This window comes from Agrobacterium sp. 10T429 (genome assembly GCF_056393925.1).
In genome coordinates, this window is record NZ_JBFTGV010000005.1 from 236,401 (window position 1) to 254,370 (window position 17,970).

Consider the following 17,970-nt stretch of genomic DNA (forward strand, 5'->3'; position numbering starts at 1 on the left):
GCCGGAGGCAAATATGGCACGAGATCCCAAGATCACATTTATCGGCGCAGGTTCCACGGTGTTCATGAAGAACATCATCGGCGACGTGCTGCAACGTCCGGCCCTTTCAGGCGCAACGATCGCGCTGATGGACATCAACCGGGAAAGGCTGGAAGAAAGCGCCATCGTCGTCAACAAGCTGATTTCGACGCTCGGGGCAAAGGCGAAAGCCGAGACTTTTACAGACCAGAAAAAGGCGCTCGCCGGTGCCGATTTCGTCGTCGTCGCCTTCCAGATCGGCGGATACGAACCCTGCACAGTCACCGATTTCGAGGTGCCGCGCAAATATGGCCTGCGTCAGACCATTGCAGATACGCTTGGTGTCGGCGGCATCATGCGGGGCCTGCGCACCGTGCCGCATCTGTGGAAGATTTGCGAGGATATGCTCGCCGTCTGCCCCAATGCGATCATGCTGCAATATGTCAACCCGATGGCGATCAACACCTGGGCGATTGCGGAGAAATATCCGACCATCCGGCAGGTCGGCCTTTGCCATTCGGTGCAGGGCACGGCGATGGAACTCGCCCATGACCTCGATATTCCCTATGAGGAAATCCGCTATCGTTCGGCCGGCATCAACCACATGGCGTTTTTCCTGGAATTCGAGCACCGCCAGCCTGATGGCAGCTACAAGAACCTCTATCCCGATCTCGTGCGCGGCTATCGCGAAGGCCGTGCGCCGAAGCCCGGCTGGAACCCGCGCTGCCCCAACAAGGTGCGGTACGAGATGCTGACGCGTCTCGGCTACTTCGTCACCGAAAGCTCCGAGCATTTCGCCGAATACACACCCTATTTCATCAAGGAGGGGCGCGAGGATCTGATCGAGAAATTCGGTATTCCGCTCGATGAATATCCCAAGCGCTGCATCGAGCAGATCGAGCGCTGGAAGGGGCAGGCGGCGGCCTATCGCTCAGCCGAGAAGATCGAGGTCAAGCAATCCAAGGAATATGCCTCCTCCATCATCAACTCGGTCTGGACCGGCGAACCGTCTGTCATCTACGGCAACCAGCGCAATAATGGCTGCATCACCTCGCTACCATCAGATTGCGCTGCGGAAGTGCCTTGCCTTGTTGACCATAACGGCGTGCAACCAACCTTCATCGGAGAATTGCCGCCGCAGCTGACCGCGCTGATGCGCACAAACATCAATGTGCAGGAGCTGACGGTGCGGGCGCTGATGAGCGAAAACCGCGAGCATATCTTCCACGCGGCGATGATGGACCCGCATACGGCAGCGGAACTCGATCTCGACCAGATCTGGTCGCTTGTGGATGATCTGCTTGTCGCGCACCGGGACTGGTTGCCGGAATGGACGCAGGTGGAGGTGAAGCGCGCTCGCGCGGTGTAAGCTCGCTTCGCCGAACCGCTGAATGCAAAAGGCCGTGGGATTCATCCACGGCCTTTTTCGGTTTCACCTATGCCCCCACGACAGCAACGATGGACGGCTTTTCCCGCCCATTTCCGAATGTGTTAAATTAATTGTGTTCGGTAAGGGTATGTTCGCCTTACGTGAATACCCTTATGAGGGCGGATAAAAGCGGCCATGTTCAGGAGTAGCAAAATGAATATCGCACCAAGTCTGTCACTGGCAGCCATGATTGCCCTGGTCGCGACACCGTCTCTTTCTTCGGAGGACATGGGCTCGGAGACAAGCGAAGCGATATTCGGTTTTGGCGGCGCCCTCACCACGGAAGACATGCTGAAAAGCGCAGCACTCATTCCGGTCGACTATGAGAAAAACGCCATTCTGGGTGGCGGTTATCAGTTCTATCCCTATCGCATCGGCAATGTGAAGCTGGGCGGTGAAATCGGCGTTGCCGTCAGGTTTGGCAAGGGTTTCACTGGTGAAGTCTGGGCGGGGCCGGTCGCGCGATATGACAAGATCAGGCTCGGGGAACGGTTGTTCGTTTCGCCGAGTTTCACGGCGGGTCTGAGCCTCGTCTCGGATGCGCAGCCGGGGCGGGAGCGGCAAGAAGAAATCAAGGACAACGGCAACGCCAATGTCCTGTTTTACCTCGGCCCGGAAATCAACGTTTCCTTCAGCGAAGAATCCTCGACGGAGTTCTTCTGGCGGCTTCACCACCGTTCCGGCGGCGGCAAGACGCTGGGCAATATGAAGGGCGCGACGAATGCCAATGTGTTTGGCGTCCGCTACAAGTTCTGACGACGGGGTGCCGGTAGTGGCCCCCCGATATGACTGAATTTACGCCATACTTCTGTTTTTCCGCGCCCCTCGGACGATGACCCTTGCATACAGCGCATGGGTGGCCTGCCTTATTCTGTCTGTTCTTTGGTCCCGACAAGGCGCATATAAGGGACATCAAAGGACGCCGGAACGAAACGTTACTGACGTCGCCAACACCTTGAAAGGGTAATGTCATGAACGTAGCACGCAGCTTTAATAACTGGCGCAAGTATCGTCAGACCGTCAACGAACTGGGCCGCATGAGCAGCCGCGAACTGCACGATCTCGGTATCGACCGTAGCCAGATCAACAGCGTCGCCCGCGCCGCCGTCGGCAAGTAATCAGGCAGCTATTGCCGCTTTTGAATGACTAAACGCCCGCTTCGCGGGCGTTTTTGTTTTTGGCGAACCGTCGATGCTTGTGTCTCCCACGGGGCATGCCGTGCAAAGGCAAAAATCAGCCTGTTGCATTGATGTTTCGGGTTGGAAAAATCGCCATGCGTTTGATGCATGTCTGAGGTGCAAGCTTGTGTCTGTGAAATGCAGAAAAAAATGATATCTTCAAATCATCGAAACGGATGTACCTCCTCCCACATCCTTTCGGTAATGCGGGCGATCCTACTCCTCCTCCCAAGGATTGCCCCGGGGACAGCGGTTTCCTCCTCCCATATCGCTGTTCAATCTTTCAAGAAGCCTGCCGCACCTCCTCCCGCGGCAGGCTTTTTTGTTTTCAGCGCCGGGCGCCGTTTTCAGGCAATCCGCTTTTCATCTCCACGAGAATGGTTCAGTCGAAAGCCATCATGCCGATGGGCGTAACCGCCCGCGTGCCCGCGCGCTTGGCAAGTGCGTAGGAAAGGCACTGCTCCACGGCGTCCTGCGGCACAGGTTTTACGATAACGCCTGCGCCGATACCGAGATTGACCACCACTTCCGGATTTGCCGTCATGAAGATCACCACGACGCCGTGGTCCTGCGAAAGCCGCCTCCCGATCTCCGGGCCGGTCTGGCCGTCGGCGAGATTGACGTCGACAAAGGCAATATCTGCGCGGCTGCCGAGTGCCACGGCCTGATCCAGCCGGTTGGCGATGCCGATGACGTCAGCTTCCTCGTCCGCCTGCATAATGGAATCTTCGATATCCATGGCGATGAGAAATTCGTCCTCCACGATCAGCACACGCGGTTGTTCCGTGCGGAAACCCGGTTCGTTTTGCAGGATGTATGCGGACATATGACTGCCTCCATTCCATGCGCTTTAGCGCGGTCGGAAGGCAAACACCTGCCGAAGCAACTCGTTCCAAAGTGAGATAAACATGGTGAATCCAGTGTAAACGGACCGGCTTTTCGGCTATCACCTCTAGATAGCGAAGCAGTTGATTCGGTTTGGTTTTCATCCGGGGAAGGGGTCGGAGACAGTCGCCGTAGCGCATCTTTCGCCCCTGGAGCACAAGCCTTTAGCCGCAAGCGGGGCAAAGGCTTGCATGCAAATTCAAAGCGTTACAGCGTCCTTCACGCGCCAGGAAGGAAACGCAGGAACGTTGCCGATCATTCGCGTGCCGCGGTTAAAAAACGGCGCGAGACCCTATGAGTTTAGAAAGAGAATAAGACGATGACCCAGTCTCCGCGCGCTCCAATCGCCCGCAATACGCCCAATATCGCTGTTATCGGCGTCGGTGGCGGCGGCGGAAACGCGATCAACAACATGATCGACGAGGGCATCGGCGGCGTTGATTTCATCGCCGCCAATACGGATGCGCAGGCGCTGAAGAAAACCAACGCGCCAAGGCTCGTGCAACTCAGCTCCGAACTCACAGGCGGGCTGGGTGCCGGGGCTGATCCGGAGGTTGGCCGGCAGGCGGCAATCGATTCGCTTGACGAGATCATGGATCACCTCAACGGTTACGACATGTGCTTCATCACCGCCGGTATGGGCGGCGGTACCGGCACCGGTGCTGCGCCCGTCATCGCGGAAGCGTGCCGTGCGAAGAATATCTTGACCGTCGGTGTCGTCACCCTGCCGTTCAGCTTCGAGGGCGCGCGCCGCATGCGTGCTGCCGAATATGGTTTCGCCAATCTGCTTAATACCGCCGATACCGTCATCGTCATTCCCAACCAGAACCTGCTGCGTATTGCGGATGCCGGCACGACCTTTGAAAGTGCCCTGAAGACGGCGGACAAGGTCCTGTCCCTCGGCGTGCGCTGCATTACCGATCTCATCCTGCGCGAAGGCCTGGTCAATCTCGACTTCGCCGATGTGCGTTACGTCATGAAGAATGGCGGACGCGCGCTTATGGGTACGGCGCAGGCGAAGGGTCCAAAACGCGCTTCGGAAGCGGCAGCAGCCGCCATCGCCAACCCGCTGCTCGGCGAACCGTCGCTGAAGGAGGCACGCGGCGCACTTGTGTCGATTTCCGGCGGCAACGACCTGACGCTTTACGAGATCGACGAGGCGATGACGCTTGTGCGCGAGGCAGTCAGCGAAGAGACTGATGTGGTGATGGGCGCATCCTTCGATCCGACCCTGGACGGCGCTTTCAAGATTTCCGTCGTGGCCACCGGCCTGCGTAACTGAGGTCCCGACCTCGAAGCGGCGCTTTGTAAAAAAAGCAGCTATGTCACAAATTGAATTATTGAAGCCGTCGCGGGTAATTTTCGTGACGGCTTTTTGTTGTTTTTGAACAATTATTCCGCCATTCGAAGGGCAGGTGCTGCAACGCGGCGTTGATATGGAAAAAATATAATAGTACTCTTTATGTCGACAAGAGGGATTTGGTTATGACGGATATAATTGCTTCTGCCGAGCGTAAGCGTGGCTCCGGCGTGAAGATGGTCTACGATCTGCTGCGCGACGAGATTCTCGATCTGGTTCTGCCGCCGGGTAGTCCAATCGATGAGGTGCAGCTTGCCGAGCGGTTCAAGATGTCGCGCACGCCCATTCGCGAAGCGCTGGTGCGGCTCTCGGGCGAGGGGCTGATCGATACGCTGCCGAACCGTTCGACCATGGTGTCGAACATCGATTTCCTCAATATGCATACCTATTTCGATGCGCTGGTGCTGATGTACCGGGTGACGACCCAGCTTGCTGCCCAATATCACCGTCCGGAAGATCTGGCCGGCATCCGCGCCCATAATGCGGAATTTGCCATTGCGGTGGAAGAGCAAGACGCGCTGGCGATGATTTCCACCAATGCGGCCCTGCACCTTTCCATCGCCGAAGCCGGGCGCAACCCCTATTTCACCAGTCTGTTCAAGCGTCTGCTGGATGAGGGACGGCGCATCTTGCGGCTGTATTACCAGTCCTATGATGATCGCCTGCCGAAACGTTTCGTCGACGATCACGATGCGATCATCGCGGCGATCGCCGCGCGCGACACCGTTCTGTCCGAGAAACTGGCCCGCGAGCATGCCGAACAGATCGTGCAGCAGGTGCAGAAACTACTGGTGCGCAATGAGCGGCTGGAAATAAATCTGTAGCTTGTCGATTTCTTGTCGACAAATAAAATACAAGATTGTAATGTCCTTGTTGAAAGGGTGGCGCGGAGGTGCGTCCATTCCCGAAAAACTGTCCCTTAGGAGCTAGTAATGACGGCCAGCATTTTTTCCGGCGTGATTCCCGCCTTGATGACCCCCTGCAAAGATGATCGCACCCCCGATTTCGACGCGCTTGTCCGCAAGGGCAAAGAGCTGATCGCCGATGGCATGTCTGCCGTCGTTTATTGCGGTTCCATGGGCGACTGGCCGCTTCTTTCCGATGAGCAGCGCATGGAAGGCGTGGAACGTCTGGTGAAAGCCGGCATTCCGGTCATCGTCGGCACCGGCGCGGTCAACACGGCATCTGCCGTTGCGCACGCCGCCCATGCTCAGAAGGTTGGCGCAAAGGGCCTGATGGTCATTCCGCGTGTTCTTTCGCGCGGCTCGGTCATCGCTGCCCAGAAGGCGCATTTCAAGGCCATCCTTGCGGCCGCTCCCGAAACGCCTGCTGTCATCTACAACAGCCCCTATTATGGTTTCGCCACCCGCGCCGATCTCTTCTTCGCGCTGCGTGCGGAACACAAGAACCTCGTGGGCTTCAAGGAATTCGGTGGTCCGGCGGATATGCGTTACGCTGCTGAAAACATCACCAGCCGCGATGATGAAGTCACCCTGATGATCGGCGTCGATACTGCCGTTGTCCACGGCTTCGTCAATTGCGGCGCAACCGGCGCGATCACGGGCATCGGCAATGTCCTGCCGAAGGAAGTCATCCATCTCTGCAAGCTGTCGCAGGCCGCCGCCAAGGGCGATGCGGATGCCCGCGCCCGCGCGCTGGAACTGGAGCAGGCGCTCGCCGTCCTCTCCTCCTTCGATGAAGGCCCGGATCTGGTTCTCTACTTCAAGCACATGATGGTGCTGAAGGGCGACAAGGAATATACGCTGCACTTCAACGAGACCGATGCCCTTAGCGACAGCCAGCGCGGTTATGTCGAGGCGCAGTTCAAGCTGTTCAACAGCTGGTACGCCGACTGGAGCAAGCTTCCGGGTGCGGTTCAGGCCTGCAAGGCTGCCTGATTACTTGCTGAAGTGGAAAGGCCCGCATTTGCGGGCCTTTTTTCGTTTTATGAGGTTCGATAGCTATCCTTCGTCATGCCTGATTGGCTTCGGCATGACGAAGGACTGATGTCAGGAGACGGCGTCCATCCCCTGTTCCAGCAGCCGGTCGAGACCGGCGATTTCGGCGGCGGTCAAGGTAATGCCTTCGCTTTCCGATTTGGCGCGTGCAGTGAAGCGGCGGCCGGAGGGCAGGCGGGCACCCTGGCCGATAATGGCGTCGAACAGGATTTCCGCCCGCTGGAAAGGATCGCCCGGGCGGCCCTTGGCGAAGGCTTCAGGGGAAAAGGCGACGATAAGCTCGCCATGGAAGGGCGCAAGCGTTGTGGTGCCGAGATACTCCAGTACTTCGGGGCTGGTCAGGTCACCGATCATGATACCCGCGAGAAGCTCGATCATGGTGCCGATGGCCGAACCCTTGTGGCCGCCGAACGGAAGCATGGCGCCGGCAAGCGCAGCCTCCGGGTCGGTCGTCGGGTTTCCGTCGGCATCCACGGCCCAGCCTTCAGGCAAAGATTTGCCCGCGCGACGGTGCAGTTCTATCTCGCCGCGCGCCGCAACAGATGTCGCAAAATCAAAGACATAGGGTGAAGTGTTCTTACGGGGCCAGCCGAAGGCGAAGGGGTTGGTGCCGAGCAGCGGCTTGGTTCCGCCAGTGGGGGCGACGGTGGAATAGCTCGGGCACATGACCAGACCCGCTAGACCGTTCGCTGTCAGCCCCTCGACTTCCGGCCAGAGCGCCGAGAAATGCGTGCAATCATTGATGACGAGCGCGGCGATGCCGGTGCGTTTCGCCCGCTCCACCAGAACAGGCAGGCCAAGCTCGAAGGCGGGGTTGGCAAAACCGCCATTGGCGTTGACTTTCACGATCGCTGTGCCGTCGTCTTCGGCCACCTCCGGCATCGCATCGGGCTTAACCTTGCCTGCCTTGACGGTGCGCAGGGCGCCTTCGATGCGGTAGATACCGTGCGATTTGCAGGCGTCACGCTCACCGGCAACAATAACCCGCGCAAGCGCTCCCGCCTGCACGGCATTGAGCCCCGCCTTGCGGAAAATAGCTTCGACCCGCTGAAAAAGCCCGTCGATGGTCAATGTGGTGTTGTCGCTCATCATAATCCTCCGATATTGGGCTCGCACATTTTGAATACATAAAGTATACAACGGTCATTCTATTGCAACTTGTCTTTTCGGCATTCTGCGTCCGGTGCCCATTCCTGCCACAAGCGCCGGGATGAGAGTAGGGCGGAACTGCCCAACCAGGGCGTCATTTTCACGTGCTCTTCGGTCCCGAATTGCAAGCTCGCTGCCGTAGCACTGTTCGCTGCTGCAAAAATTCTTTTTGTATACTCATTGTATTTTTATGTTGATTTATCGCCTCCATGGGGAAATAGTGACCTCGCCTTCAATGGCAGAGCAATTCTGGGAGCAAATCAACAATGAAAAAATCGGTCATCGTCGCCGGCCTGCTGGCCGCCACTTTCGCTATTACTCCGGCCAAGGCCGACAAGCTTGACGACATCATTTCGTCCGGTACGCTGCGCTGCGCGGTCGTGCTCGACTTCCCGCCCATGGGCGCACGTGATGACGCCAACAACCCGATCGGCTTCGATGTCGATTATTGCAATGATCTCGCAAAGGCGCTCGGCGTCACGGCTGAAATCGTCGAGACACCTTTCCCGGAACGTATTCCGGCGCTGATGTCCGGCCGCGTCGATGTTGGCGTTGCCTCCACCTCCGATACGCTTGAGCGCGCCAAGACGGTTGGCATGACCGTGCCTTACTTCGCCTTCGAAATGGCTGTCACCGCCAACGACAAGTCCGGCGTCAAATCCTTTGAGGACATGAAGGGCAAGACCGTCGGCGCGACTGCCGGTACGTTCGAAGCCATTGCGCTCGAAAAGACCGTCAAGGAATGGGGCGTAGGCGAGTTCCGTCCTTACCAGACGCAGGCCGATGTGTTCCTCGCGCTCAGCCAGGGCCAGATCGACGCCACCGTTTCGACCTCGACCGTTGCACAGGCCAACGTCAAGACCGGCAAATTTGCCGGCATCTCGGTGGTCGGCAAGGCACCCTATGACATCGATTATGTCGCTCTCTTCACCAACCGCGATGAATATGGCTTCATCAACTATCTGAACCTGTTCATCAACCAGCAGGTTCGCACCGGCCGTTACGCCGAACTCTACGGAAAATGGGTTGGCGGCGAAGTTCCTTCGCTCACCGTCAACGGCGTCTATCGCTGATCGGAACTTTTCCCAAACGGCGCGGTCGGATCGATCGCGCCGTTGATCGTTTCTGAAAAGGTGAGACGGTTATGTTCAATTATACATTCCACTGGAATCAGGCGCTGAAGGCTTTGCCGCAGCTGCTGGACGGTGCGGTGGTGACGCTGCAGATCGCGATCCTGTCGATGGTGATCGGTCTTTCCTGCGCCATAGTGCTGACCCTGTTCCGGCTTTCCGGTAACCGGATATTGGGTGCCATTGCCGCCGTCTGGGTGGAAATCGCCCGTAACACGCCGGCACTGTTCCAGATTTACATGGCCCATTTCGGCCTTGGCAATTTCGGCATTCATCTCAGCCCCTATACGGCACTTCTGGCCGGCATCGCCTTCAACAATGCGGGCTATCTTGCGGAGAACTTCCGTGGAGCGCTGAAGGCGATACCGGATACGCAAACGCGCTCCGGCCGTTCGCTCGGCATGACGTCGATGCAGACCTTCCGTCTCATCATCATGCCGCAGATGCTGCGCGTCGCCTTCCTGCCCGCCACCAACCAGATGGTCTGGGCAATCCTGATGACCTCGCTCGGTGTCACCGTCGGCATGAATACGGATCTTGCCGGTGTCACGCAGGCCTTGAACGCCCGTTCGTTCCGGACCTTCGAATTCTTCGCGCTTGCCGCGGTCATCTATTACGTGATCGCCAAGATCGTCACGCTTGCCGCCAGATTGCTGGCCGCTCGTCTTTTTCGTTACTGAGAGAGGTGCGCCATGTTTGAAACCGCTCTCACCTGGAGTGATCTTGCCTTCCTTGCCAAGGGCGCGGGGATGACGCTTGCCGTCACCGCCGTTGCCGTGACGGCTGGCACCCTCATGGGTATCATCTTCGGTGTCATCCGCTTCCAGCTCGGGGCCTATTGGTCGCTGCCGCTGACCTTCGTGCTGGATGTTTTCCGCTCCGTGCCGCTCCTCATCCAGCTGGTCCTTGGCAATGCCTTCCAGTCGATCGCCAAGCTCGGCTGGCCGCCATTCACCACCTCATGCGTGGTTCTGTCGCTTTATACGGCGGCCTACTGCACCGAGATCGTGCGTGGCGGCATCGAAGCGGTGCCGTCGAACACGCGCCGCGCCTGCCGTTCACTCGGCATGACCTGGTCGCAGGACATGCGCTACATCGTGCTGCCGCTTGCAACTCGCGTGTCGTTGCCCGCCTGGATCGGCCTGACACTTGGCGTCATGAAGGATTCGGCGCTCGTGCTGTGGCTCGGACTTATCGAGCTTCTGCGTGCCTCGCAGATCCTCGTCACCCGCCTGCAGGAACCGCTGACCATTCTCATGATCTGCGGCGCCATCTATTTCCTTATCAGCTTCCCCATCGCCCGTTTCGGCGGGTATCTCGAAAGACGGTGGTCCCCCAATGATTGAGATCGAAAACGTCCGCAAATCCTTCGGCCCGCTGGAGGTTCTGAAAGGGATCAACCTGACCGTCAACAACGGCGAGGTCGTCACTATCATCGGTGGTTCCGGCTCCGGCAAGTCGACGCTGCTGACCTGCATCAACGGCCTGGAGCCGATCGATAGCGGCAAGATCGTCATCGACGGCACCGAGGTGCATGCCAAATCGACCGACCTCAACAAGCTGCGTCGCAAGGTCGGCATCGTCTTCCAGCAATGGAATGCCTTTCCGCATCTGACGGTGCTCGAAAACGTCATGTTGGCGCCGCGCAAGGTGCTTGGCATTTCGAAAGAGCAGGCCGAGGAAATCGCGGTCAAGCAACTGACCCATGTCGGTCTTGCCGAAAAGCTGAAGGTCTATCCGAACCGCATGTCTGGCGGTCAGCAGCAGCGTATGGCGATTGCCCGCGCTCTTGCCATGTCGCCGGAATATATGCTGTTCGACGAAGTCACCTCAGCGCTCGACCCGATGCTGGTGGGCGAAGTGCTCGATACGCTGAAGATGCTGGCCGACGAGGGCATGACGATGATCTGCGTCACCCATGAAATGGCCTTCGCCCGCGATGTGTCGAACCGTGTCGCCTTTTTCCACCAGGGCGTGATGGCGGAAATCGGCACGCCGGATCAGCTTTTCGGCGCGCCGCAGCACCCCGAGACGCAGAAATTCCTGTCGAGCGTGCGGTAATGTCTGCAAACAATGTCATCGTCATAGGGGCCGGCGTTGTCGGCCTCTCGGCAGCTATTGCCGCCCAGGGACGCGGCCTTTCGGTCACGGTTATCGATCGCGAAGGCCCGGCGGCCGGCGCTTCCGCCGGTAACGCCGGTGCCTTCGCCTTCACCGATATCCTGCCGCTCGCATCCCCCGGCATTCTCTGGAAAGCGCCGAAGTGGCTTCTCGACCCGCTCGGGCCTCTCAGCGTACCGCCTGCCTATGCGCTGAAGATTGCACCATGGATGTTCCGGTTCTGGCGCGCCTGTGCCGCCTCGAAGGTTGAACATTCCACCGCCTCCCAGACGGCGCTGATGGACCTGTCGAAATCTGAACTTGAGCCGTTTCTCAGGAGAACCGACACGATTGCCATGCTGCGCAAGGAGGGCAATCTCCAGGTCTATGAAAGCGAAGCCGAATTCGAAGGCTCGCTTGCCGGCTGGAAGGCGCGCGAGCGTCATGGCATCGAGTTCCGGCACCTCAATGCCGAGCAGATGGCCGAGATACAGCCCGGCATCGCACCGCGTTTCACCTGCGGCACCTTCACGCCCGGCTGGCATTCCATCGCCGACCCGAAGCTCTATACGCTGGCTCTTGCCGAGCATTTCCGCAGCATCGGCGGTCGTATCGAACGTCTCGACATCGCAGCGCTCAGGCCGCTGGAAGACGGTGTGGAAGTGGTGAGCCATGACGGGCGCACCCGCAAGGCCGGCAAGGTGGTGTTGGCGGCGGGCGCATTTTCGCATCGCATTGCGCGTTCGCTTGGGGAAAAAATTCCGCTGGAAACGGAACGGGGGTATAATACCACCCTGCCTTCAGGCGCCTTCGATCTGCGCACGCAGGTGACCTTCGGTGGCCATGGTTTCGTTGTCACGCGGCTTTCGACCGGCATTCGCGTCGGCGGTGCAGTGGAGCTGGGCGGGCTCGAGCTTCCGGCCAATTTCGCCCGCTCCGAGGCGCTTCTCGCCAAGGCGGCAAGTTTTCTCCCAGGCCTGAAAACCGAAGGCGGCAAACAATGGATGGGTTTTCGCCCGTCGCTGCCCGACAGCCTGCCCGCGATTGGTGCGGCGCGGCATACGGCGCGGGTGGTCTATGCCTTCGGCCACGGCCATCTGGGGCTGACGCAATCGGCCGGCACGGCCCGCATCGTCGCCGATCTACTGACGGGGCAAAAACCCGCCATCGATACAAGGGCATTTTCGCCACAACGTTTCTAGAGAATTTTGGCTTTTCTCCGAAACGCAAAAATTCTCTGGTTTTTTTTACGCATTTTCCAGACGCAAAACCGCTACGCACTTTTACTGGAAATGCTTTTGGGGAGATTTTCGATGTCTTCTTCCGGTTCGACAACAGCCGTTCCTCAGGCGCGCAGCATCCTGCCGGGCGCGGCTGAAGGCGTGGTGATCGCCACGACAGAGGCGCTGAGTTTCTGGGGCGGTGTCGATCCCGCCACCGGCAAGGTGATTGACGTGCACCACCCGCTGCATGGCGTCTGTCTCACCGGCGGTGTGCTGTTCATGCCGTCAAGCCGTGGCTCCTGCACCGGTTCGGGCGTTTTGCTCGATCTCATCCTGACGGGCCGCGCACCCTCAGCGCTTGTCTTCTGCGAGGCCGAAGACGTGCTGACGCTGGGTGCACTGATCGCTGCGGAAATGTTCGGCAAGCCTTTGCCGGTGCTGCGCCTGGACGCGGAGAATTTCGCGCGGTTCTCCCAAGCCTCTCATGTGCGTATCGATGAAAATACCATTGAGGCTGATGGCGTTTCCCTCGCGATCGCGCCGCCTGCGACGACGTATCTCGATCTCAAGAATGACGACAGGGCAATGCTCGAGGGCCGCGACGGCATTGCCGTGCAGCAGGCCATGCGCATCATTGTCGCCATGGCCGCCCAGCAGGGGGCGTCAGCGCTCGTCGATGTCACGCAGGGTCATATTGACGGCTGCATCTATGCCAGCCCCGCCAATCTCACCTTTGCAGAGAAGATGGCGGAGATGGGCGCAAGCGTGCGCGTGCCGACGACCATGAACGCCATCTCGGTGGACAAGGCGCATTGGCGCGCGCAGGGCGTGCCGGAGGATTTCGGCGATCCCGCCGCAAGGCTGGCGGATGCCTATGTACGCATGGGCTGTCGCCCCACCTTTACCTGTTCGCCATATCTGCTCGACAGCGCGCCGCAGGCCGGCGACATGATCGCCTGGGCCGAATCGAATGCCGTGATTTTCGCAAATACGGTTCTCGGCGCACGCACGGCTAAACATCCGGATTTTCTCGATCTCTGCATTGCCTTGACGGGCAGGGCGCCATTGTCCGGCGTCTATCTTGAGGAAAACCGCCGACCGCAACGCATTGTCGATGTCGCTTTGCCTGAGGATATCAATGACGCCTTCTGGCCGCTCATCGGTTATCTCGCTGGCAAGGCAGCCCCCGATTGCATTCCGCTTCTGCGCGGTCTTGGTGCAGCAAAGCCTTCGCGGGATGATCTGAAGGCGCTCTGCGCCGCTTTCGGCACCACGTCTGCGGCTCCCATGCTGCATATCGAGGGCGTCACCCCGGAAGCGGGACTGGAGCCGGTCGAAACGGCGGAAACCGTCACAGTTTCGCTTGCTGATATGGCCGCAGGCTGGTCGCTTCTGAATGAGGGACCAGAGGATGTGCAACTGGTTGCCATCGGCAGCCCGCATGCCTCGCTGGAGGAATGCCGCGCGCTGGCGTCCGCCTTCAACGGACGCAGGCGTCATGCAAATGTTGCCGTCATCGTCACTGCCGGACAGCAGGTCATCGACGCAGCAGAACGGGACGGCACCCTGCAAAGCCTGCATGACAGTGGCGTCCAGGTACTGCCTGATCTGTGCTGGTGCTCGATTTCCGAACCGGTCTTTCCGACCAGGACGCGCGCGCTGATGACCAATTCGGGCAAGTACGCCCACTACGGTCCTGGCCTCAGCGGCCGCGCGGTGCGTTTCGGCAGCCTTGCCGACTGTGTTGAAAGCGCACTGACCGGCCGTGCTATTTCCCGTCTTCCATCCTGGCTTTCCTGAGGAGCACTAAATGCGCAGTATCAAGACAGTTCACGTCATCTCCGCCCATGCGGAAGGCGAGGTGGGTGATGTGATCGTGGGCGGCGTCAGGCCGCCGCCGGGCGAGACGATCTGGGAACAGAGCCGTTTCATCGCCCGCGATGAGACCCTGCGCAATTTCGTGCTCAACGAGCCGCGCGGTGGCGTGTTCCGCCACGTCAATCTTCTGGTGCCGCCAAAACATCCTGACGCGGATGCCGCCTTCATCATCATGGAGCCGGAAGATACCCCGCCCATGTCGGGCTCCAACTCCATCTGCGTTTCCACCGTGCTTCTGGATGGCGGTATCGTGCCAATGCAGGAGCCGGAAACCCATATGCTGCTTGAAGCGCCGGGCGGGCTTGTGAAGGTGCGTGCCGAATGCCGCAATGGCAAGGCCGAACGCATTTTCGTGCAGAACCTGCCGAGCTTTGCCGCGAAGCTCGATGTAGAGCTTGAGGTTGAGGGTCTCGGTACGTTGAAGGTGGATACGGCCTATGGCGGCGACAGTTTCGTCATCGTCGACGCCGAGGCGATGGGCTTCAGCCTGAAGCCGGATGAAGCGCACGAGATTGCCCGTCTCGGCGTGCGCATCACCAATGCCGCCAACAAGGCTCTGGGTTTCGAGCATCCCGAAAACCCCGATTGGCGTCATTTTTCCTTCTGCCTGTTTGCGGGCAAGGTGGAGCGCACCGCTGAGGGCCTGCGGGCAGGTGCCGCCGTCGCCATCCAGCCTGGCAAGGTGGATCGCTCACCGACCGGTACGGCGCTTTCGGCCCGCATGGCGGTGCTGCATGCACGCGGTGAGATGAAAGAAGGCCAAACGCTGACGGCCGTGTCGCTCATCGGCTCCACCTTTATCGGTCGCATTCTGGGAACGACAACGGTGGGCGACCGCCCGGCCATCCTGCCGGAAATTTCCGGCCGCGGCTGGATCACCGGCATTCACCAGCACATGCTTGATCCTTCCGATCCGTGGCCGGAAGGATATCGTCTGACGGACACTTGGGGCGCTCGATAAGGACGATACACTGTACTTCCCTCATCCCTGTGACCAGCACAGGGATGAGGGAGGGAACGCCTCACCCGCCCACCCGCTTCGTCGTCTCGCGCACGATCAACTCGAACCCGACATCCACCCGCGCGCCTTCGGGAACGGCAGCGCCTTTTTCCGCTTCCAATATGGAAAGCAGCAATTCGCCCGCTTTTCGGCCGATCATCTGGGCGTCTACACGGATCGTTGAAATCGCCGGATAACATTGCCGGCCGATGTCGAAATCGCCGAAGCCGAGGATGGAAATCTGTTCGGGCACATGAATGCCGCGACGATGACACTCCATCAGTGCGCCGACGGCGGAAATATCGGAGACCGCGAAAATACCTTCGACATCCGGCGCCTTCGCCAGCAATGAGCCGAGCGTTTTGGCCCCATGGTCGTAGGAGACTGGGGCGCTGCCCTCGCGGATGATGAGGTCGTCGGCAATCCCGGCTTCGCGAAGTGCAGCACCAAAACCGAGCAGACGGCTTTCGCCGCGCCAGTCCTTTACATCGCCATCCGCACGCGATCCCAGTGCGCCAATTCTCTTAAATCCAAGCGATATTAAATATTTGGCGGCGTTTCTTCCCACTTCGTAGTTGGAAAAGCCTACCGCATGGTCGATGGGATGTTCGGGAACGTCCCAGATCTCGACAATCGGGATGCCGGCGCGCATCAAAACTTCGCTCGCCATCTTGGTATGCACCGTTCCGGCAACGACTATGGCGTCGGGCCGGCGCTCCATCATGGTGCGGATGACGCGCTCCTCCTCCTGGAGATCGTACATGGTATAGCCGATCAGCAGTTGGTAGTCGGCCGCCCGCAGAGCATTGGCGAGCCCCTGTGCGCTGTCGGCGAAGTTGGAGTTGGTGAGCGTCGGCAGGATGGCGGTGATGAAATTGGTGCGCCGGGAAGACAGCGAACCGGCGATTCTATCTGGAACATAGCCCAGCTTCTCGATGGCCTTCATCACCTTCTGGCGCGTGTCCTCAGACACCAGCGCCGGATCGGCCAGCACCCGCGAAACGGTCATCTTGGAGACGCCCGCGAGTTTCGAGACGTCGCTCATGGTTGCTTTTTTTGACGTGACTAACGCTGCGGCCAAGGGCGTGCGCTCCACCAAAGCATGTCTCCCTGAATTAGAACCGGTTCAGGACAAGACATACACGAAGATATCAAGGGAAAGCACGCCGCATGATTGCAGATCGGTGCGGCGTGCACCGGATTTATGCGATGCGACGGTAGACGAGGTGATAGAAACGCCCGTCGCACATGCTCATCATCTCGTCCGTCAGCACCCGGCCTTCCAGTCTGACAGGCGAAACCAGCGCTTCTTCCACAGCCTCAATCGACGGATAGTCGATTTCCTGCACCATAATGATGGCCGCCGCGTCCGGGTCCGTACGCTCGGTGCGCATGACGCGCACGGCCTGCGCGTTCGGCATGCGTTTCCAGACCGGCAGAAGCTTTTCCTCGACAATGCGGAAAAACTCCTCCTCCCGACCGGCGTGGATCTTGCCTTCAAAAATTGCCGAGCGTGTATACATGGTTCCCTCCCGAATGAATGCCCGATGCAACAGTTCTGTAGATCGGACTTGCAATGATACCGATAACATGCATTATTGATCCTGCCAAGAACGCGAAATGGTGTCGACCAGAGGAAAATCGATAACCAGCCAAAATCATTGAATTTCATAGGGAATTCTAACAGTTTTGGATCTTCGCGTCTTCTTGGGAGGAGTTTTTTGCAAATCGGGTTGAAATGTTATCGAGAACATTTTTCGGTTTGCGCAAAGGCCGCTGTTCCCGTGCGGACGGCAAATAAAGGGTTGGAGGAGAAACCATGAGCATTTCCAGATTTTTGAAGAACATGACCGTCGCAGTCGGTGTTGCCGCAGCAACGCTAGCCGCCACCACCTCGGCCCATGCCGTCTCGCTCAGCGAGATCACCGCGCGCGGCAAGGTCAAGATCGGCGTTCTCACCGGCGCGCCGCCGATGGGTATGGTGGATGAGAAGGGCAATCCTTCCGGATATGACGTTGATGTCGCCAATCTGATCGGCTCTTACCTGTCGCTGCCGGTCGAACTGGTGCCGCTGACGCCGCCGGCCCGCATTCCGGCGCTCCAGACCGGCAAGGTCGATTTCCTTGTCGCGACGCTCGCACCGACCGGTGAACGCGCCAAGACCGTCATGTTCACGCAGCCCTACAGCGCCTTCAACATGGACATCATCTCCGGCAAGGACCAGAAATTCGAAAATCTCGACAGCCTCAAGGGCAAGCGTGTTTCGGTCAATCGCGGTTCCTCGCAGGAAACCGCGCTGCGCAAGGCCAATGTCGAAGGTCTCGAAATCGTCGTCTACGAAGACGATTCCACCAGCGCCCAGGCTCTGCTTGCCGGTCAGGTGGATGCCGTCGCCCTGCCGTCCACGGTGGGTGAGGCGATCATCAAGCAGCGTCCGGAAGCCGGTCTGCAGGTCGGTTTCACCTTCTTCCAGCAGGGCAATTCCATGGCGACGAAGATTGAGGATTTCGAGCTGCGTCAGTGGCTGAACACCTCCATCTATCTCATGAAGATGTCGGGCGATCTCGACCGCATCTCGGTGAAGTGGACCGGCCGTCCGCTGCCGCAACTGCCTAGCTTCTGATTGAGCCATTCAACGCGCCCGCCGGGAGAAATTCCGGCG

At 59.0% G+C, this 17,970-nt stretch carries 18 protein-coding genes; 14 read left to right on the plus strand and 4 right to left on the minus strand.

The genetic code is table 11. The annotated features are described in order from the left end of the window. Positions 1–13: 13 nt before the first annotated feature. The 3 genes from melA to AC1DCP_RS14100 all read left to right on the plus strand — a co-directional run bounded on the left by melA (position 14) and on the right by AC1DCP_RS14100 (position 2,565). Entirely contained in the window at positions 14–1,387 is a 1,374-nt protein-coding gene (gene melA, locus AC1DCP_RS14090) for an alpha-glucosidase/alpha-galactosidase (protein WP_013761091.1), read from the plus strand. A gap of 213 nt (positions 1,388–1,600) precedes the next feature. After that, positions 1,601–2,203 (plus strand): hypothetical protein, encoded by a 603-nt coding sequence (locus AC1DCP_RS14095; RefSeq protein ID WP_161986935.1) that lies wholly within the window; start codon positions 1,601–1,603, stop codon positions 2,201–2,203. 215 nt (positions 2,204–2,418) lie between these two features. Further along, the gene (locus AC1DCP_RS14100) at positions 2,419–2,565 is read left to right on the plus strand and encodes a DUF1127 domain-containing protein (RefSeq protein WP_004431290.1); all 147 of its coding nucleotides are present in this window, start codon (positions 2,419–2,421) and stop codon (positions 2,563–2,565) included. 442 nt (positions 2,566–3,007) lie between these two features. Here the strand turns inward: AC1DCP_RS14100 and AC1DCP_RS14105 are convergent, their stop codons facing one another. Further along, positions 3,008–3,451, minus strand: coding sequence for a response regulator (locus AC1DCP_RS14105; RefSeq protein WP_149916232.1), 444 nt, complete (start codon positions 3,449–3,451; stop codon positions 3,008–3,010). Positions 3,452–3,829: 378 nt separating this feature from the next. Here AC1DCP_RS14105 and ftsZ point away from each other — a divergent pair, with 378 nt between their 5' ends. The 3 genes from ftsZ to AC1DCP_RS14120 all read left to right on the plus strand — a co-directional run bounded on the left by ftsZ (position 3,830) and on the right by AC1DCP_RS14120 (position 6,768). Further along, positions 3,830–4,792: a cell division protein FtsZ gene (gene ftsZ / locus AC1DCP_RS14110; RefSeq protein WP_019566702.1), complete on the plus strand. Its 963-nt coding sequence runs from the start codon at positions 3,830–3,832 to the stop codon at positions 4,790–4,792. 203 nt (positions 4,793–4,995) lie between these two features. Continuing rightward, positions 4,996–5,694, plus strand: coding sequence for a GntR family transcriptional regulator (locus AC1DCP_RS14115; RefSeq protein ID WP_004431295.1), 699 nt, complete (start codon positions 4,996–4,998; stop codon positions 5,692–5,694). A 108-nt stretch (positions 5,695–5,802) separates the two neighbouring features. Then, entirely contained in the window at positions 5,803–6,768 is a 966-nt protein-coding gene (locus AC1DCP_RS14120) for a dihydrodipicolinate synthase family protein (protein ID WP_013761087.1), read from the plus strand. Between the two features lie 111 nt (positions 6,769–6,879). Here AC1DCP_RS14120 and AC1DCP_RS14125 read toward each other — a convergent pair whose 3' ends face one another. Further along, positions 6,880–7,917 carry an Ldh family oxidoreductase gene (locus AC1DCP_RS14125; RefSeq protein ID WP_111788460.1) on the minus strand — a complete coding sequence of 346 codons (1,038 nt, stop codon included), beginning with the start codon at positions 7,915–7,917 and terminating at the stop codon, positions 6,880–6,882. Positions 7,918–8,243: 326 nt separating this feature from the next. Here AC1DCP_RS14125 and AC1DCP_RS14130 point away from each other — a divergent pair, with 326 nt between their 5' ends. The 7 genes from AC1DCP_RS14130 (at position 8,244) to AC1DCP_RS14160 (ending at position 15,269) form a co-directional block, all read left to right on the plus strand. Next, entirely contained in the window at positions 8,244–9,050 is an 807-nt protein-coding gene (locus AC1DCP_RS14130; protein WP_013761084.1) for an ABC transporter substrate-binding protein, read from the plus strand. A gap of 71 nt (positions 9,051–9,121) precedes the next feature. Continuing rightward, entirely contained in the window at positions 9,122–9,787 is a 666-nt protein-coding gene (locus AC1DCP_RS14135; protein ID WP_019566704.1) for an amino acid ABC transporter permease, read from the plus strand. Between the two features lie 12 nt (positions 9,788–9,799). Beyond that, positions 9,800–10,453, plus strand: coding sequence for an amino acid ABC transporter permease (locus tag AC1DCP_RS14140; RefSeq protein WP_004431304.1), 654 nt, complete (start codon positions 9,800–9,802; stop codon positions 10,451–10,453). Next, positions 10,446–11,168, plus strand: coding sequence for an amino acid ABC transporter ATP-binding protein (locus AC1DCP_RS14145; protein WP_004431309.1), 723 nt, complete (start codon positions 10,446–10,448; stop codon positions 11,166–11,168). The genes AC1DCP_RS14140 and AC1DCP_RS14145 overlap by 8 nt, the downstream gene beginning before the upstream one ends. Further along, positions 11,168–12,409, plus strand: coding sequence for an NAD(P)/FAD-dependent oxidoreductase (locus tag AC1DCP_RS14150; protein WP_476774359.1), 1,242 nt, complete (start codon positions 11,168–11,170; stop codon positions 12,407–12,409). Before AC1DCP_RS14145 ends, AC1DCP_RS14150 begins: the two co-directional genes overlap by 1 nt. Positions 12,410–12,520: 111 nt before the next feature. Further along, positions 12,521–14,230, plus strand: coding sequence for a cis-3-hydroxy-L-proline dehydratase (lhpI, locus tag AC1DCP_RS14155; RefSeq protein ID WP_149916236.1), 1,710 nt, complete (start codon positions 12,521–12,523; stop codon positions 14,228–14,230). Positions 14,231–14,240: 10 nt separating this feature from the next. Further along, positions 14,241–15,269, plus strand: coding sequence for a trans-3-hydroxy-L-proline dehydratase (locus AC1DCP_RS14160; protein WP_476774360.1), 1,029 nt, complete (start codon positions 14,241–14,243; stop codon positions 15,267–15,269). Positions 15,270–15,330: 61 nt separating this feature from the next. Here the strand turns inward: AC1DCP_RS14160 and AC1DCP_RS14165 are convergent, their stop codons facing one another. Further along, positions 15,331–16,353 (minus strand): LacI family DNA-binding transcriptional regulator, encoded by a 1,023-nt coding sequence (locus AC1DCP_RS14165; protein ID WP_025594918.1) that lies wholly within the window; start codon positions 16,351–16,353, stop codon positions 15,331–15,333. 157 nt (positions 16,354–16,510) lie between these two features. Beyond that, positions 16,511–16,831: a hypothetical protein gene (locus AC1DCP_RS14170; RefSeq protein WP_004431319.1), complete on the minus strand. Its 321-nt coding sequence runs from the start codon at positions 16,829–16,831 to the stop codon at positions 16,511–16,513. A gap of 296 nt (positions 16,832–17,127) precedes the next feature. On the opposite strand from AC1DCP_RS14170, the gene AC1DCP_RS14175 reads away from it, so the two are divergent. Further along, positions 17,128–17,931 carry a transporter substrate-binding domain-containing protein gene (locus AC1DCP_RS14175; RefSeq protein ID WP_004431321.1) on the plus strand — a complete coding sequence of 268 codons (804 nt, stop codon included), beginning with the start codon at positions 17,128–17,130 and terminating at the stop codon, positions 17,929–17,931. The last annotated feature ends 39 nt before the right edge of the window (positions 17,932–17,970 follow it).

Bases quoted from the DNA above. Each gene is read 5' to 3' on its own strand.
- AC1DCP_RS14145 (WP_004431309.1), top strand. From the start codon at position 10,446: ATGATTGAGATCGAAAACGTCCGCAAATCCTTCGGCCCGCTGGAGGTT.
- ftsZ (WP_019566702.1), top strand. From the start codon at position 3,830: ATGACCCAGTCTCCGCGCGCTCCAATCGCCCGCAATACGCCCAATATC.
- AC1DCP_RS14160 (WP_476774360.1), top strand. From the start codon at position 14,241: ATGCGCAGTATCAAGACAGTTCACGTCATCTCCGCCCATGCGGAAGGC.
- AC1DCP_RS14105 (WP_149916232.1), bottom strand. From the start codon at position 3,451: ATGTCCGCATACATCCTGCAAAACGAACCGGGTTTCCGCACGGAACAA.
- AC1DCP_RS14165 (WP_025594918.1), bottom strand. From the start codon at position 16,353: ATGAGCGACGTCTCGAAACTCGCGGGCGTCTCCAAGATGACCGTTTCG.
- AC1DCP_RS14135 (WP_019566704.1), top strand. From the start codon at position 9,122: ATGTTCAATTATACATTCCACTGGAATCAGGCGCTGAAGGCTTTGCCG.
- AC1DCP_RS14115 (WP_004431295.1), top strand. From the start codon at position 4,996: ATGACGGATATAATTGCTTCTGCCGAGCGTAAGCGTGGCTCCGGCGTG.
- lhpI (WP_149916236.1), top strand. From the start codon at position 12,521: ATGTCTTCTTCCGGTTCGACAACAGCCGTTCCTCAGGCGCGCAGCATC.
- AC1DCP_RS14100 (WP_004431290.1), top strand. From the start codon at position 2,419: ATGAACGTAGCACGCAGCTTTAATAACTGGCGCAAGTATCGTCAGACC.
- AC1DCP_RS14150 (WP_476774359.1), top strand. From the start codon at position 11,168: ATGTCTGCAAACAATGTCATCGTCATAGGGGCCGGCGTTGTCGGCCTC.
- AC1DCP_RS14175 (WP_004431321.1), top strand. From the start codon at position 17,128: ATGAGCATTTCCAGATTTTTGAAGAACATGACCGTCGCAGTCGGTGTT.
- AC1DCP_RS14095 (WP_161986935.1), top strand. From the start codon at position 1,601: ATGAATATCGCACCAAGTCTGTCACTGGCAGCCATGATTGCCCTGGTC.
- AC1DCP_RS14140 (WP_004431304.1), top strand. From the start codon at position 9,800: ATGTTTGAAACCGCTCTCACCTGGAGTGATCTTGCCTTCCTTGCCAAG.
- AC1DCP_RS14125 (WP_111788460.1), bottom strand. From the start codon at position 7,917: ATGAGCGACAACACCACATTGACCATCGACGGGCTTTTTCAGCGGGTC.
- melA (WP_013761091.1), top strand. From the start codon at position 14: ATGGCACGAGATCCCAAGATCACATTTATCGGCGCAGGTTCCACGGTG.
- AC1DCP_RS14120 (WP_013761087.1), top strand. From the start codon at position 5,803: ATGACGGCCAGCATTTTTTCCGGCGTGATTCCCGCCTTGATGACCCCC.
- AC1DCP_RS14170 (WP_004431319.1), bottom strand. From the start codon at position 16,831: ATGTATACACGCTCGGCAATTTTTGAAGGCAAGATCCACGCCGGTCGG.
- AC1DCP_RS14130 (WP_013761084.1), top strand. From the start codon at position 8,244: ATGAAAAAATCGGTCATCGTCGCCGGCCTGCTGGCCGCCACTTTCGCT.